Genomic DNA, 14,425 nt, shown 5'->3' with positions numbered 1-14,425 from the left:
CCATCATGAACGCAAATACGCCCACCGTCACATTCGAACTCAACGGCCACGCCGTGGCGGCGCTGCCGCACGAGACCATCATCGAAGTCGCCGCCCGCGAAGGCATCGAAATTCCGCGCCTGTGCTACAAGGAAGGCTACGAAGCCGTCGGTAACTGCCGCTCCTGCATGGTCGAAATCGCCGGCGAACGCACGCTGGCGCCATCCTGCTGCCGCACCCCGAGCGCCGGCATGAAGGTGACGACCGACAGTGCCCGCGCCGTCACGGCGCAAAAGATGGTGCTCGAACTGCTGCTGGCCGACATGCCCGAAGCCGAGTACACGAGGAAGAACGAAGTCGACCTCTGGGCCGAAAAGCTCGGTGTCGGCAAGCCGCGCTTCCCTTCCACGCGTGCCCAGCCCCAGGTCGATGCATCGCACGCGGCCATCACCGTCAACCTCGACGCCTGCATCCAGTGCACGCGCTGCGTGCGCGCCTGCCGCGACGAGCAGGTGAACGACGTCATCGGCCTGGCCTTCCGCGGCGAGAATGCAAAGATCGTGTTCGACCAGGACGACCCGATGGGCAATTCCACCTGCGTGGCCTGCGGCGAATGCGTGCAAGCCTGCCCGACCGGCGCCCTGATGCCGGCGCGCGAAGTGGCGCTGAACATCCCCGATAAACAGGTCGATTCGGTCTGTCCGTATTGCGGCGTCGGCTGCCAGCTGACCTACAACATCAAGGACAACAAGATCCTGTACGTCGAAGGGCGCGACGGCCCGGCCAACCTGGGCCGCCTGTGCGTCAAGGGGCGCTATGGCTTCGACTACGCCCACCACCCGCATCGCCTCACCAAGCCGCTGATCCGCCGCGCAGGCATGCCGAAGACGGGCGACTTCGTGATGGACCCGGACCGCGTATTGGATGTCTTCCGCGAAGCGAGCTGGGAAGAGGCGCTGGCGCTGGCCGGCGGCAAGCTGGCGCAGATCCGCGACGCCCACGGCGGCGACGCGCTGGCCGGCTTCGGTTCGGCCAAGGGCAGCAACGAAGAGGCGTATCTGTTCCAGAAGCTGGTGCGTACCGGCTTCGGCACGAACAACGTCGACCATTGCACGCGCCTGTGCCACGCTTCCTCGGTGTCGGCCCTGCTGGAAGGGATCGGTTCCGGCGCGGTGTCGAACCCGGTGATGGACGTCACGCGCGCCGAAGTCATCGTCGTCATCGGCGCCAACCCGACCGTGAACCACCCGGTGGCGGCCACCTGGATCAAGAACGCGGTGCGTACCGGCGCCAAACTGATCCTGCTCGATCCGCGCCGCTCCGAGCTGGCGCGCCACGCGCACCGCTACCTGCAATTCAAGCCCGACACCGACGTCGCGCTGCTCAATGCGATGATGCATGTGATCGTCAGCGAACGCCTGGTCGACCAGGACTTCATCGCCAGCCGCACGGTCGGTTATGAAGACCTGGAAAAGAACGTGGCCGAGTACAGCCCGGAAGCGATGGCGCCCATCTGCGGCATCGATGCCGACACCATCCGCTACGTGGCGCGTCTGTATGCGAGCTCGAAAGCCTCGATGATCCTGTGGGGCATGGGCATTTCGCAGCACGTGCACGGCACCGACAATGCGCGCTGCCTGATCGCGCTGGCGCTGATGACGGGCCAGATCGGCCGTCCCGGCACGGGCCTGCATCCGCTGCGCGGCCAGAACAACGTGCAGGGCGCGTCCGACGCCGGCCTGATCCCGATGATGCTGCCGGACTACCAGCGCGTCGACAACCAGGCCGCGCGCGAACGCTTCGAAGCCGCCTGGGGCAGCAAGCTCGATCCGAAGCCCGGCCTGACCGTGGTCGAGATCATGGACGCGATCGACCACGGGCAAATCCGCGGCATGTACATCATGGGCGAAAATCCGGCCATGTCCGACCCCGACGCCAACCACGCGCGCGCCGCGCTGGCGGCCTTGGAGCACCTGGTGGTGCAGGACATCTTCCTGACCGAGACCGCGTATCTCGCCGACGTGATCCTGCCGGCCTCCGCCTTCCCGGAAAAGACCGGCACGTTTACCAATACCGACCGCCTGGTGCAGCTGGGCCGGCAAGCGATCGATCCGCCGGGCGAGGCGAAGCAGGACCTGTGGATCATCGGGCAGATCGCGAACCGTCTCGGCCTGCCGTGGAACTACGGCCACGTGTCGGAAGTGTTCGACGAGATGCGCCACACGATGGCCAGCATCGGCGGCATCACCTGGGAGCGCCTGGAAAGGAATGGCGCCGTGGTCTACCCGTGCATGAACGAAGGCGACGTCGGCCAGCCGGTGGTGTTTACCGAACTGTTCCCGCGCGAAGGGGGCAGGGCGCGTTTCGTCCCGGCCGACATCATTCCGGCCGACGAGCGCCCGGACAGCGAGTACCCGATGGTGCTGATCACCGGCCGCCAGCTGGAGCACTGGCATACCGGCAGCATGACCCGGCGCGCCACCGTGCTCGATGCGATCGAACCCGATCCGGTGGCCCTCGTCCACCCGCTCGACCTGGAACGCCTGGGCATTGCGCCCGGTGCGCCGATCACGATCGCGTCGCGCCGCGGCGAAGTGGTGTTGTGGGCGCGCGCCGACGACAGTTCGCCGGTCGGGGCGATCTTCGTGCCGTTCTGCTACTACGAAGCGGCGATCAACAGGCTGACCAACGCCGCGCTCGACCCGTTCGGCAAGATCCCGGAATTCAAATATTGCGCGATCAAGGTCACGCCCGGCGGGGAGGTCGCGCAGCAAACCAGCTATGGTGGAGGCCAAATTCTCTCGGGCATGGCACAATCCGTGTCATGAACCGCCCAGACCTGCCGCCCACACGCCCCCAACTCTCCGATGCCCGCGCCCACCTCACCCACGAGGTGAGCGCGCTCGACGAACGCGGACGCGCCTCCACCATGTCGATCCCGGCCGAACGCCCGCTGACGGTGTACGTCGACAAGCGCGAACTGGTCACCCTGATGACCCTCGGCGGCGCGCCCGAAGCGCTGACGCTGGGCTACCTGCGCAACCAGCGCCTGGTGCGTTCGATCGACGACGTGGTGTCGGTGCAGGTCGACTGGTCGGTCGACGCGGTGGCGGTGGTCACCCGCAACGGCATCGCCGACGTCGAAGAGCGCACGGCGAAAAAGGTCGTCACCACCGGCTGCGGGCAAGGGTCGGTGTTCGGCGGCTTGATGGATGAGGTGGAGACGATTTCCCTGAGCGAGACGGCGACGCTGGCCCAGTCGGTCGTCTACCGCATCGTCGACACCATCCGCACCCAGCAGTCGATCTATAAGCAGGCCGGCTCGGTGCATGGCTGCGCGCTGTTCTCGAACACGGGCGAGTTGCTGTACTTCGTCGAAGACGTCGGCCGCCACAACGCGGTCGATGCGATCGCCGGCCTGATGTGGCTGGAGGGGATCGAGGGTGCCGACAAGGTGTTCTATACGACCGGCCGCCTCACCTCCGAAATGGTCATCAAGGGCGCGCAGATGGGCATTCCCTTCCTCCTGTCGCGCTCGGGCACCACGCAGATGGGGCACATGGTGGCGCAAAAGGTCGGCATGAGCCTGCTGGCGCGCTGCAGTGGCAGGCACTTCCTGCTGCTGGCCGGGCAGGAGCGGCTCGTGTTCGAGCCGGAACTGGCCGACGTTCCGCACTATCCGCGCAGCGCCTGAGCGGCCGCGGGTTCTATTACCTCATGTCTTTGTTCGACGCCACGGCGCACGCCTTCGCGCTGCTGTTTTCCGGCGACGCCGCGCTCTGGCGCATCATCTGGGTCTCGATTAAAACCAGCGTCATCGGCCTCCTGCTGGCGACGCCGCCGGCGGTGCTGCTGGGGTATGCGATCGCCATGCACCGTTTTCCGGGGCGCCGCATCGCGGTCTGGCTGGCGCAGTGCGCCCTGTCGCTGCCGACGGTGCTGATCGGCCTGCTGCTGTATCTGCTGCTGTCGCGGCGCGGCCCATTGGGGCCATTGGAATGGCTGTTCTCGCAGTCGGGCATCATCGCCGGCCAGTTCGTGGTCGGCCTGCCGGTGCTGCTGGCGTTTACGCTGGCGGCGGTGCAGGCGCTCGATGCGCGCTATGCCGAGACGGCGCGCGCGCTCGGCGCCTCGCGCTGGCGCGTCATGACCACCGTGCTGCACGAAGCCCGCTACGGCGTCATGGCGGCCGTGATCAGCGGCTTCGGCCGCGTGATCTCGGAAGTCGGCTGCGCGCTGATGGTGGGCGGGAACATCGAAGGAGAAACCCGCACCATCACCACCGCGATTGCGCTGGAAACGAGCAAGGGCGAATTCGCGCAAGGGATCGCGCTGGGCATCGTGCTGGTCGCGCTGGCGCTGTTGATGAACGGCGCGCTGATGCTGCTGCAGGGTGAAGCGCATACGGCTGGAGGCCGTGCATGAATACGCTTTTCAAGGTACATGGACTGCGCAAGCGCCATGGCGAACGCCTGCTGTTCGACATCGACACGCTGACGCTGGACGCGGCCAGCGCCTATGTCCTCACCGGCGCCAACGGCGTCGGCAAGAGCACGCTGCTGCGCATCCTGGCGGGCCTGGACACCGCCGAGATCGGCCAAGCGGTCTTCGAAGGCAAGCCGGTCGCTCTTGACCCGTATCCACCCTCCCTGCGTCGCGCCATCGTCTACGTGCACCAGCATCCGGTCATGTTTTCGACCAGCGTCGCGCAGAACATCGGCTATGGCCTGGCGGCGCGCGGCGAACCGCGGGCGCGGGTGGCGGCGCTGGTCGCCGAGGCGATGGACTGGGCCGGTGTCGGCTACCTGCGCGACACCGATCCGGCGCGCCTGTCCGGCGGCGAAAAGCAGCGCGTGGCGCTGGCGCGCGCGCGTGTGCTGCAACCGCGCCTGCTGCTGCTGGACGAACCGACCGCGAACCTCGACGGCGCCGCGCGCGAGCAGGTGATCGCCCTCATTCCGACGCTGGTGCAGGAGGGCAGCACGGTGGTCATGGCCTGCCACGACCGCGACCTGATCGGGCTGCCCGGGGTGCGCCGCCTGAAGCTGCGCGACGGCCACCTCGAATACCGGCCCGGCAAGACCGAACCCGACGCCATGCCTTGAGCGGCCAGGAAATAAAAAGGACAGGCAATAAAAAAAGCGGCCGCAGCCGCTTTTTTTCGTTTCGTCGTGCTTACTTCGACACGGCTTTACGCTTGCGCGCCACCGCCCCGGCAGCGGCCAGGGCGATGCCGAACAGGGCGATCGAACCAGGCTCCGGCACGTCGCGCGGTGCTTCGGCCAGCTTGAACTGGCCGTTCGAACCGATGAAGAAATACTCGCCCGGACGGTTACGATAGGTCCTGCCATTGCAGCCCGCACCGGTGAAGCCGGAAAACTGGCAAGCGACTTCACTGACCAGGCGCGAGGTCGGCGAGCCGAGCGTGTTGGCGTTGGTAAACGCGAACGACAGGATCGAATCGGTCGACAGGTCCTTGCCGGCGCTGTTGAAGAAGTAGCCGGGGTCGAGCATGCCCGCAGCCGCCTCGGCGAAGACGCTGACCTGGCCATTGTTGGTCGGAATGCCATTCTGGTCGACCATGCCGCCGCCGCCCAGCACGTTGAACTCGGCGATCATGTTGCCCAGGTTGGCGCCATAAATCCCGGTCGTGGTCGCGTACTGGCCATTGGTCGGGTTTTGGTACATGCGCATGGTGCCGCCGGTGAAGGTGAAGGCGCCGCCGAAAGTGCCGCTGCCGGTCGCTTCGAAGGTCGCCGTGATATTCCCGCCGCGGTAAGTGATGGGGAAATACCGGCCATTGCTATCGGCCTGCGGCACGTTGAAGACGGCATGCTCGCGGAACTCGAAGGAGGTGCTGCCAGTCCGGTTCAACTGGATGAAAGCGTTACCGTTGATATCCAGGTATTCGTTGATGACCTGGCCGCCGCCAAAGCCGGTACCGGTGGGGTTGAACACCCAGTTGTTGAGCACCGGACTCGCGATTGCGGCACCGGTTGTGCCCAGCGCCATTGCTGCAGCGCACATAAGTTTCTTAACGAAATTCATTGTTAATCTTTCGACAGGTTGTCGTGAAGGTGAGAAAACTTTTAGTAAAGCAATCGCCATGCCTAAAATAAATATTATTTAAAATCAATACCTTAGAGTAAGCGATTTCGTTTGTCGTAAATACGTGTAAGAAATTCCGACAACGCGCCGTTTCCGTTTGGCATGGACTTATTATAAAGGTCGAATTTACATAAAATAAGTTTATCGGGCAGAAAGAAGACGGCCTGTTGCAGATTCCGAACAAGCAGCAATGAATCGATAACCGTAGGCAATTAAAGAGGCTTATTTGAATGCTGCGAGGCACGATTCATGACGATTTTTTTAATCCTCGTGGCATCGTTTGGTATTCGATATAGCGCAGCATGATCAGGTGGCGGACAGCCCGGTCGGTATCGGCAGGGGGTTGGGCAACAGCAGTCTGGGCGCCAGGTTGTTTGCTATCCGGTTGCCGGCTGGCCGGGCACATCCACAGGGGAAGCAGCGGGAAGCGGAATGTTCACCAGCACCTCGGTCCCGTGCCCGCGCGCGCCTTTGACGACCAGGCTGCCGCCATGCCCGCCGACGCGCTCGTGCAGGTCGAGCAGGCCGAAGCTGCCCGGTTTGCGCGGCGCCGCCGGGTCGAAGCCGATGCCATTGTCGACGATACTCATCGCCAGCATGCCGTGCACGAGGTGCAGGCGCACGTTCACCCGGCTTGCCAGCGAGTGGCGCAGCACATTGTTCAGGCATTCCTGCAGCGCCCGGTACAGCGTCAGCAATGCTTCCTCGTCCACGACCAGCTCGTCGATGCCGGGTTCGCCGGCCAGCTCGCAGGCAATCCCGCTGGCGCGCGTAAATTTGCGCAATTCCATGTCAAACGTGGCCATCAGGCCGAGTTCCAGGCAGGATGGCCGCAGGTCGTCCAGCAACTGCCTGACCGAGCGCAAGATGGCGTCGACGTTGTCGAGCGCGGCGCCGATGCGCTCGCGCAGGCGGTAGTGCCGGCGCGTCGTTTGCTGGTACAGCATGACGATGTCGATGCGCAGCGCCAGCAGGTTCTGCCCCAGCGTATCGTGCAGCTCGCGCGAGAGCCGCTTGCGCTCGTTCTCGCGCGCCGTCTGCTGGTGCGCCAGCAGGTCGTGCAGCTTTTGTTCCGACGCGCGCAGCGCGGCCTCGGTCTGTTCGAAGTCAGAGATCTTTTCCACTAGCGCCTGGTTGACCAGCAGCTGGTCCTGCGTCAGGCGCAACATGGCCGCTTTGCAGGAAGCGTTGGTGGCGCTTTCGTCGAGCGCATGGCTGCCGTGCGAAGTGCGCTGGTCTGTGCGGCGCCGACCATGTATCTCCTTCCTGGGGCTGAACGGTTGTGTACCCATATCGAAAACAAGTGATTTCGCCGCGAGGAATACCCGTGTGCTCAACTACCTGCTTGGGAAGCTAGGTAGTTTCGTCTGGCGAGTCAAGATCGGCGCGCAGCACCAGGCAACACATGCGTGTCAAAAGTGGGACGAGGCCAGGTCGCGAGGACGTCGAACTGGAGAAGGCATTCTTTCAGGTGCTGCAGTGTGTGGTAATGGCGCTGCGGTTCGCGCCAGGCCGCCAGCAGGGCGTCGAGCAGGCCGGCGGGCGCCGCGGTGCCGATATCCTGCCACAGCAGCTGCCAGCGCTCCCCGAACGGTTCCATGCGTCACTTCACATCAGGATCACGTCATACTGTTCCTGGTGATACCCTTTTTCGACCTGCAGCGAGATCTTCTTGCCGATGAAGTCGCCCAGCATCGCCAGGTGCTGCGATTCTTCCTCGAGGAACAGATCGACCACTTCCTGCGAGGCGAGGATGCGGAATTCGCGCGGGTTGAACTGCTTGGCTTCGCGCAGCAATTCGCGCAGGATTTCGTAGCAGATCGTGCGCGAGGTTTTGACTTGTCCCTTGCCGGCGCAGGCCGGGCAGGGCTCGCACAGGATGTGGGCAAGCGATTCGCGGGTGCGCTTCCTCGTCATTTCGACCAGGCCCAGCGCAGAGAAATTGCTGACCGATACCTTGGTGCGGTCGCGCGCCAATGTCTTCTTGAGTTCGGCGAGCACCTGGTTGCGGTGCTCGTTGTTTTCCATGTCGATGAAGTCGAGGATGATGATCCCGCCCAGGTTGCGCAGGCGCAACTGGCGCGCGATCGCATGCGCCGCTTCCAGGTTGGTCTTGAAAATGGTGTCGGCGAAATTGCGTCCGCCCACGTAGCCGCCGGTGTTCACGTCGATCGTCGTCATCGCCTCGGTCTGGTCGACGATCAGGTAGCCGCCGCTTTTCAGGTCGACGCGGCGTCCCAGCGCGCGCAGGATTTCCTCTTCGACGCCATACAGGTCGAACAGCGGGCGCTCGCCGGTGTAGTGCTGCAATCGCGCCAGCACGCTCGGCGTGTAGATCTTGGCGAACTCGACCAGCATGGCGTAGTTCTCGCGCGAGTCGACCTGGATGGTCGCCGTCTCGTCGTGCACGAAGTCGCGCAGCACGCGCTGGGCCAGGTTCAGGTCCTGGTACAAGAGGCTGGTGGCGGGACGGGTGCGCGCGCCATTCTGGATCGCGGCCCAGGTCTTGCGCAGGTAATCGATGTCGGCGGCCAGGTCGGCGTCGGAGGCGTCCTCGGCCTGGGTGCGCACGATGTAGCCGCCTTTTTCGTCGCTCGGGAGCAAGCCGCCCATGCGCGTGCGCAGCAGTTCGCGGTCGGCTTCCTTTTCGATCTTTTGCGAGATGCCGATGTGGTTATCCTGCGGCAGGTAGACCAGCATGCGCCCGGCAATCGAAATCTGCGTCGACAGGCGCGCGCCCTTGGTGCCGATCGGATCCTTGATCACCTGTACCGTCAGCACCTGGCCGTCGAACAGCAGCTTTTCGATCGGCGTCGGCGGCGTGTTCGAATTGTCGTGCGGCCGCGCTTCCCAGATGTCGGCCACGTGCAGGAAGGCGGCGCGCTCGAGGCCGATGTCGATGAAAGCCGACTGCATCCCCGGCAGCACCCGCACCACCTTGCCCGAATACACGTTGCCGGCCAGGCCACGCGTGAGCGTGCGTTCGATGTGCAACTCCTGCACCGCGCCCTGCAAGACCAGCGCCACGCGCGTTTCCTGCGGAGTGATATTGATGAGGATGTCTTCGTTCATGGCACGCCGGGCACGGGATATTGTTCAGAGTGCCATGATACACGCCCGGCAAGGGCGGCGGAGGGGAACTGGCTGGTTGAGAGGGGACGAAGGCGGGACGTTAATGGCGGCTTAAGCTTTTGCCCTTCGCCGTTGTAGGGTGGGCACTTGTGCCCACGCGGTACGGCGGTTGCTCAGCGATTGCGCCATCAAACCAAGGTGCGATTGATCCACCGCTGCACCGCGTGGGCTCGAGAGCCCACCCTACGGTACGCGGCGGCCAACGATCAGATTAACACGCCTGCCTTGCGCAATAACCCTGCCGTCTCGAACAAAGGAAGCCCCATGATCCCCGAGTGACTCCCCTCGATATGTTCGACAAACAGCGCCGCCAGCCCCTGGATGCCGTATCCGCCCGCCTTGTCGTAGGGTTCGGTGGTGGCGCAATAGGCGCGGATGGCCTGCGGCGTCAGTTTGGCGAAGCGCACGTTCGACACTTGCGTGATGTGCTCGGCCATGTCGACGAAATGCACCGCCACCGTGGTCAGCACCTGGTGCGTGCGCCCCGACAGGCGTTCGAGCATGGCGGCGGCTTCGACCGGATCGGCGGGCTTGCCGAGGATCTCGTCGTCGACGGTGACGGTGGTGTCGGCCGTGAGCACCGGACGCAGCGGCTGGCGGCGCTGCTGCAATACCTTCCAGGCAAACGCGCCCTTTTCCAGCGCGACGCGCACCACGTAGTCGTGCGCCGGTTCGCCCGGCAGCACGTCTTCGCTGACGTCGACGCCGCGCGCCGGGTCGCTGCGCAGCATCAGCAGGTCGAAGTCCACGCCGACCTGGCGCAGCAGTTCGCGCCGCCGCGGCGATTTCGAGGCGAGGTAGATCTTCTTGTCGAGGACTTTCATGGCAAACCTGGTCAGACGCGGTGGTACGGATGGTTCTGGGTGATCGACCAGGCGCGGTACAGCTGTTCGGCCAGCATCACGCGCACGACGCCGTGCGGCAGCGTCATGCTGGAAATACGGATCAGGCCTTCGGCGCGCGCCTTGAGTTCCGGATCGAGGCCGTCGGCCCCGCCGATCAGGAAGGCGGTATCGCGGCCATCCTGCAGCCAGCCCAGCAATTGCTGGGACAGGCCGACACTGGTCAGGTCCTTGCCGCGCTCGTCGAGGGCGATGATGCGCACGCCTTTCGGCAATGCGGCTTCGATGCGCTCGCGTTCGAGCGCCATCGCGGTGGCGGCCGTCTTGCTGCCGGAACGTTCGACCGGCTTGATTTCCTTGAGCACGATGCGCAGCTCGGGCGGCATGCGCTTCGTGTATTCGGAAAAGCCGGTGTCGATCCAGGCCGGCATTTTATGACCGACCGCGGCGATGATGAGTTGCATTGAAACTTAGGTAAAAATTACTCGGCGGCCTTTTTGGTGACGCGCTTGATGACTTTTTTCACGGGTGCAGCATCGGCCGCAACGGCTGGGGCTGCGACTTTGCGCTTTGGCGGCTTGGCCTTGGTCGCTTCGACGGCGGCGATTTCGGTCCGGCTCGGCGCGACGGTGATGGTCTTGCCGACCGCCTTCGACACCGCTTTGGCGGCTGGCTTCTTGGCCGGCGCCTTGGTGGCGGTGGTCTTGGCCGCAGCGCTCGTCTTCGACACTGTCGAAGCTCGCTTTGCTGCCGGCTTGCGCTCGTTGACTGGTTTCACTTCCGGCGCGTCCTGGTTGGCGGCCAGGTGCTTCGATTTCACTTTCGGCTCGGCCGCTTCCGCCGCTTCGGCGGTCGACTTGCGCTTGGCCGCGCCCAGCTTGACCGGCTTCTCGCCCCAGATTTCCTCGAGGCGGTAATACTGGCGGATGGCCGGCTGCATGATGTGGACGATCATGTCGCCCAGGTCGACCAGCACCCATTCGCCGGTGTCTTCGCCTTCCATGCCGACGATGTCGCCGCCGGCTTCCTTGACCTTGTCGCGCACCGAGGCGGCCAGCGCCTTGGTCTGGCGGTTCGAGGTACCCGAGACGACCGCAATCCGGTCGAACAGGCTGGTCAGCCCAGTCGTATCGAACAGCATGATCTCCTGGCCCTTGACGTCTTCGAGAGCGTCCACGACGACCGTTTGCAGTTTTTTGATATCCATTAGTTCTTGTATAAATGATGTTGTTGAATATAGTCTAGCACTACCGGCGGGACGAGCGAGTTCAGGTCCGTAGCCGAATCGTCCCTCAGTTCCTCTTCCTTGCGCAGCAGGGCGCGCACCTGGGTGGCCGAGATATCGACCGCCAATGTGTGGGCCAGGCACACCAGGCCGGCAGGCGTGGTGCGCACTTGTTCTGGTGACGCCATGCGCGGCGCCAGTTCGTGCGCCACCGCTTGCGGCAGCGCATCCTGTTCCAGCGTGTATCCCGGCCGCGCCGCGACCGCGATGTTGGCCAGCGCGAACAGCTGCTGCCAGTCGCGCCAGCTGTCCAGGTTTTGCAACTGGTCGGCTCCCATCAGGAACACGATCGATGCTCGCGGCCCGAGTTCGGCGCGCAGGCCGCGCAGCGTTTCGACGGTATACGTCGAGGTGCCGCGTTCGATTTCGCGCTGGTCGATGACGACCGGCAAACCACTATTGCGGAAGGCCAGTTCCAGCATCGCCACGCGCTCGGCGTCGCTCGCCTGCAGGGACGATTTTTGCCACGGTTTCGCCGGCAGCACGTGCAACGCAGTCGGCTGCAGGAGTTCGCAGAACAGCCGCGCCAGCGCGACGTGGCCGTGGTGGACGGGATCGAAACTGCCGCCGAGCAGGGTGATGCAGGTGGTCACGAAGAGAGCCAGTCCCGGTGCGGCAGGAAATCGGTGTACAGCGCCGCTTCTGCGCTGCCCGGTTCCGGATGCCAGTCGTAACGCCATTTTACGATCGGCGGCAGCGACATCAGGATCGCCTCGGTGCGTCCACCCGACTGCAGGCCGAAGTGGGTGCCGCGGTCCCAGACCAGGTTGAACTCGACATAGCGGCCACGGCGGTAGGCCTGGAAATCGCGCTCGCGTTCGCCGTACGGCGTGTCCTTGCGCGCTTTCAAGATCGGCAGGTAGGCGTCGAGGAAGCCGTCGCCGACCATGCGTACCATGGCAAAGGCTTCATCGAAGGGCAACTCGTTGAAGTCGTCGAAAAAGATGCCGCCGACGCCGCGCGCTTCCTTGCGGTGCTTGATATAAAAATACTCGTCGCACCACTTCTTGAAACGCGGATGCAGGCCGGCGCCGAAGGGCGCGAGGGCATCGTGGCAGACCTGGTGAAAGTGGCGCGCGTCGTCGGCGTTGCCGTAGTACGGCGTCAGGTCCATGCCGCCGCCGAACCACCAGACCGGCTCCTGCCCGTCCGCCGTCGCTTCGAAAAAGCGCACGTTCATGTGCACCGTCGGCGCGTACGGATTGCGCGGGTGCAGTACCAGCGACACGCCCATCGCTTCCCAGGCGCGCCCGGCCAGTTCCGGCCGGGCAGCGGCTGCCGATGGCGGCAGGCTGGCGCCGGTCACGTGCGAGAAATTCACGCCGCCGCGTTCCAGCACATTGCCTTCCTCGATCAGGCGCGACATGCCGCCGCCGCCCTCGGGCCGTTCCCAGCTGTCGCGCAAGAAAGGCTTGCCGTCGACGTCTTCCAGTCCCGCGACAATGCTTGCCTGCAGGTCGAGCAGCCAGGCTTTGATGGCGGAAGGGGAGGGTGTGGACATGGAGGGCGGGTCGTGGAAGAAAAATAAGAGGGGGATTGTACACTGCGGCGTGGGGTGGCGGCAGATCGCACGCCGTAAACGCGTGGAGTCAGGACTCCACCCTACGAGGTTGTGAAAAAATCGCCATGGCTGCGTTGCCTCGTCTCGCCGTACACTCGTACTGTCTTCGACTCGGCGCCGGGCGGCCGTATCCCTTGCCCTGACGATTTTTTCACAACCTCTACGATTCATTGCTTTTCGTAGGGTGGAGGGGGCGCCGAGCCTCCTGACTCCACGGCAGTCCAACTTTCCCGCAATCGAAACGCTTACTTGATCCCGCGCCACCCGATATCGCGCCGGAACTGGGCGCCCTCGAAACGGATCTTCTCCACGCCGTCGTACGCCTGCTTCTGCGCCATCTTGACGCTGTCGCCGAGGCCAACGACGCACAGGACACGTCCGCCATTCGATTGCAGCTTGCCGTCGACGATCGTGGTGCCGGCATGGAAGGTCACGCATTCCGGCGTCTCCGCGGCGATGCCCTCGATGAGGTCGCCCTTGCGCGGGCTGTCCGGATAACCGGCGGCGGCCATCACCACGCCGACCGCGGTGCGCCGGTCCCATTCGAGGTCGACCGCGTCGAGGGTGCCGTTGCAGGCGTGTTCCAGCACCGTGACGTAGTCGCTTTTCAGGCGTGCCATGATCGGCTGGGTTTCCGGATCGCCCATGCGGCAATTGAATTCCAGTGTGCGCGGATTGCCCTCGCTGTCGATCATCAGGCCGGCGTACAGGAAGCCAGTGAAGACGATGCCGTCCTTGGCCATGCCCTGGATAGTCGGGTTGATGATCTCGCGCATCACGCGCGCATGCATCGCCGGGGTCACGATCGGCGCCGGGGAATAGGCGCCCATGCCGCCCGTGTTCGGGCCCTGGTCGTGGTCCTTCAGGCGTTTATGGTCTTGCGATGTCGCCATCGGCAGGATGTGCTTGCCGTCGCACATGACGATGAAGCTCGCTTCTTCGCCGGCCAGGAATTCCTCGATCACGATGCGCGCGCCGGCGTCGCCGAAGGCGTTATCGGACAGCATGTGATCGACTGCGGCATGCGCCTCTTCCAGCGACATCGCGACGACGACACCCTTGCCGGCCGCCAGGCCATCGGCCTTGATGACGATCGGCGCACCGTTCGCATCCACATAGGCATGGGCTTGGGCGGCGTCGGAAAAACTCTGGTACTTCGCGGTCGGAATGCCGTGGCGCTGCATGAAGGCCTTGGCGAAGTCCTTGGAACTTTCCAGCTGCGCCGCTTCGCGCGTGGGTCCGAAGATTTTCAGGCCGCGCGCACGGAACAGGTTGACGATGCCGGCCGCCAGTGGCGCTTCCGGGCCGACCAGGGTCAGCGCGACGTGTTCGGCCACGACGAAATCGGCGAGTTGCGCCGGGTCCGTGATGTCGACGTTTACCAGGCGCGGATCGCGCGCGGTGCCGCCATTGCCGGGCGCGACATACACCATCTGGACGCGTTCGGATTGGGCCAGTTTCCAGGCCAGGGCGTGTTCGCGGCCGCCAGAGCCGACTACCAGGATCTTCATAGTGGGC

Annotated in this window: 14 protein-coding genes; 4 read left to right on the top strand and 10 right to left on the bottom strand. The window is 64.4% G+C overall.

The genetic code is table 11. The annotated features are described in order from the left end of the window. The first annotated feature begins 5 nt into the window (after positions 1–5). Genes fdhF through AC56LG_RS06910 form a run of 4 tightly spaced genes read left to right on the top strand, consistent with a single transcriptional unit; the run spans position 6 to position 5,084 of the window. A complete protein-coding gene (gene fdhF, locus AC56LG_RS06925; protein ID WP_497165373.1) occupies positions 6–2,807 on the top strand; it encodes a formate dehydrogenase subunit alpha in 2,802 nt (933 codons plus the stop codon). Beyond that, entirely contained in the window at positions 2,804–3,673 is an 870-nt protein-coding gene (locus AC56LG_RS06920; RefSeq protein WP_497165372.1) for a formate dehydrogenase accessory sulfurtransferase FdhD, read from the top strand. The genes fdhF and AC56LG_RS06920 overlap by 4 nt, the downstream gene beginning before the upstream one ends. A gap of 23 nt (positions 3,674–3,696) precedes the next feature. Further along, entirely contained in the window at positions 3,697–4,404 is a 708-nt protein-coding gene (locus AC56LG_RS06915; RefSeq protein ID WP_497165371.1) for an ABC transporter permease, read from the top strand. Beyond that, positions 4,401–5,084 carry an ABC transporter ATP-binding protein gene (locus AC56LG_RS06910; RefSeq protein ID WP_497165370.1) on the top strand — a complete coding sequence of 228 codons (684 nt, stop codon included), beginning with the start codon at positions 4,401–4,403 and terminating at the stop codon, positions 5,082–5,084. The genes AC56LG_RS06915 and AC56LG_RS06910 overlap by 4 nt, the downstream gene beginning before the upstream one ends. A gap of 70 nt (positions 5,085–5,154) precedes the next feature. Here the strand turns inward: AC56LG_RS06910 and pepA are convergent, their stop codons facing one another. The 10 genes from pepA to purD form a co-directional block, all read right to left on the bottom strand. Further along, positions 5,155–6,006 (bottom strand): flocculation-associated PEP-CTERM protein PepA, encoded by an 852-nt coding sequence (gene pepA, locus AC56LG_RS06905; protein ID WP_497165369.1) that lies wholly within the window; start codon positions 6,004–6,006, stop codon positions 5,155–5,157. 458 nt (positions 6,007–6,464) lie between these two features. Then, positions 6,465–7,256: a sensor histidine kinase gene (locus tag AC56LG_RS06900; protein ID WP_497165368.1), complete on the bottom strand. Its 792-nt coding sequence runs from the start codon at positions 7,254–7,256 to the stop codon at positions 6,465–6,467. Between the two features lie 206 nt (positions 7,257–7,462). Next, positions 7,463–7,687: a hypothetical protein gene (locus tag AC56LG_RS06895; protein ID WP_497165367.1), complete on the bottom strand. Its 225-nt coding sequence runs from the start codon at positions 7,685–7,687 to the stop codon at positions 7,463–7,465. An 8-nt stretch (positions 7,688–7,695) separates the two neighbouring features. Then, complete coding sequence (gene rng, locus AC56LG_RS06890; RefSeq protein ID WP_497165366.1) at positions 7,696–9,159, bottom strand: ribonuclease G; 1,464 nt, start codon at positions 9,157–9,159, stop codon at positions 7,696–7,698. Positions 9,160–9,425: 266 nt separating this feature from the next. Then, entirely contained in the window at positions 9,426–10,043 is a 618-nt protein-coding gene (locus AC56LG_RS06885; RefSeq protein WP_497165365.1) for a Maf family protein, read from the bottom strand. An 11-nt stretch (positions 10,044–10,054) separates the two neighbouring features. Then, on the bottom strand, positions 10,055–10,525 hold the full coding sequence (rlmH, locus tag AC56LG_RS06880; RefSeq protein WP_497165364.1) for a 23S rRNA (pseudouridine(1915)-N(3))-methyltransferase RlmH: 471 nt from the start codon (positions 10,523–10,525) through the stop codon (positions 10,055–10,057). 17 nt (positions 10,526–10,542) lie between these two features. Beyond that, positions 10,543–11,268, bottom strand: coding sequence for a ribosome silencing factor (gene rsfS, locus AC56LG_RS06875; RefSeq protein ID WP_497165363.1), 726 nt, complete (start codon positions 11,266–11,268; stop codon positions 10,543–10,545). Then, the gene (locus tag AC56LG_RS06870) at positions 11,268–11,939 is read right to left on the bottom strand and encodes a nicotinate-nucleotide adenylyltransferase (RefSeq protein ID WP_497165362.1); all 672 of its coding nucleotides are present in this window, start codon (positions 11,937–11,939) and stop codon (positions 11,268–11,270) included. Before AC56LG_RS06870 ends, rsfS begins: the two co-directional genes overlap by 1 nt. Next, a complete protein-coding gene (gene hemF, locus AC56LG_RS06865; RefSeq protein ID WP_497165361.1) occupies positions 11,936–12,847 on the bottom strand; it encodes an oxygen-dependent coproporphyrinogen oxidase in 912 nt (303 codons plus the stop codon). Before hemF ends, AC56LG_RS06870 begins: the two co-directional genes overlap by 4 nt. 305 nt (positions 12,848–13,152) lie before the next feature. Next, positions 13,153–14,418 (bottom strand): phosphoribosylamine--glycine ligase, encoded by a 1,266-nt coding sequence (gene purD / locus AC56LG_RS06860; protein WP_497165360.1) that lies wholly within the window; start codon positions 14,416–14,418, stop codon positions 13,153–13,155. Positions 14,419–14,425 lie beyond the last annotated feature (7 nt).

Source organism: Telluria sp. ZB2R32, from assembly GCF_059685715.1.
Note: the sequence above shows the minus strand (reverse complement) of the source record. Positions and strands in the feature narration are given on the sequence as shown.

What these genes read in the sequence shown, in the direction of transcription:
- AC56LG_RS06920 (WP_497165372.1), top strand. Translation starts at nt 2,804, where the DNA reads ATGAACCGCCCAGACCTGCCGCCCACACGCCCCCAACTCTCCGATGCC.
- rlmH (WP_497165364.1), bottom strand. Translation starts at nt 10,525, where the DNA reads ATGCAACTCATCATCGCCGCGGTCGGTCATAAAATGCCGGCCTGGATC.
- purD (WP_497165360.1), bottom strand. Translation starts at nt 14,418, where the DNA reads ATGAAGATCCTGGTAGTCGGCTCTGGCGGCCGCGAACACGCCCTGGCC.
- pepA (WP_497165369.1), bottom strand. Translation starts at nt 6,006, where the DNA reads ATGTGCGCTGCAGCAATGGCGCTGGGCACAACCGGTGCCGCAATCGCG.
- AC56LG_RS06895 (WP_497165367.1), bottom strand. Translation starts at nt 7,687, where the DNA reads ATGGAACCGTTCGGGGAGCGCTGGCAGCTGCTGTGGCAGGATATCGGC.
- AC56LG_RS06885 (WP_497165365.1), bottom strand. Translation starts at nt 10,043, where the DNA reads ATGAAAGTCCTCGACAAGAAGATCTACCTCGCCTCGAAATCGCCGCGG.
- fdhF (WP_497165373.1), top strand. Translation starts at nt 6, where the DNA reads ATGAACGCAAATACGCCCACCGTCACATTCGAACTCAACGGCCACGCC.
- rng (WP_497165366.1), bottom strand. Translation starts at nt 9,159, where the DNA reads ATGAACGAAGACATCCTCATCAATATCACTCCGCAGGAAACGCGCGTG.
- AC56LG_RS06900 (WP_497165368.1), bottom strand. Translation starts at nt 7,256, where the DNA reads ATGTTGCGCCTGACGCAGGACCAGCTGCTGGTCAACCAGGCGCTAGTG.
- AC56LG_RS06910 (WP_497165370.1), top strand. Translation starts at nt 4,401, where the DNA reads ATGAATACGCTTTTCAAGGTACATGGACTGCGCAAGCGCCATGGCGAA.
- rsfS (WP_497165363.1), bottom strand. Translation starts at nt 11,268, where the DNA reads ATGGATATCAAAAAACTGCAAACGGTCGTCGTGGACGCTCTCGAAGAC.
- hemF (WP_497165361.1), bottom strand. Translation starts at nt 12,847, where the DNA reads ATGTCCACACCCTCCCCTTCCGCCATCAAAGCCTGGCTGCTCGACCTG.
- AC56LG_RS06915 (WP_497165371.1), top strand. Translation starts at nt 3,697, where the DNA reads ATGTCTTTGTTCGACGCCACGGCGCACGCCTTCGCGCTGCTGTTTTCC.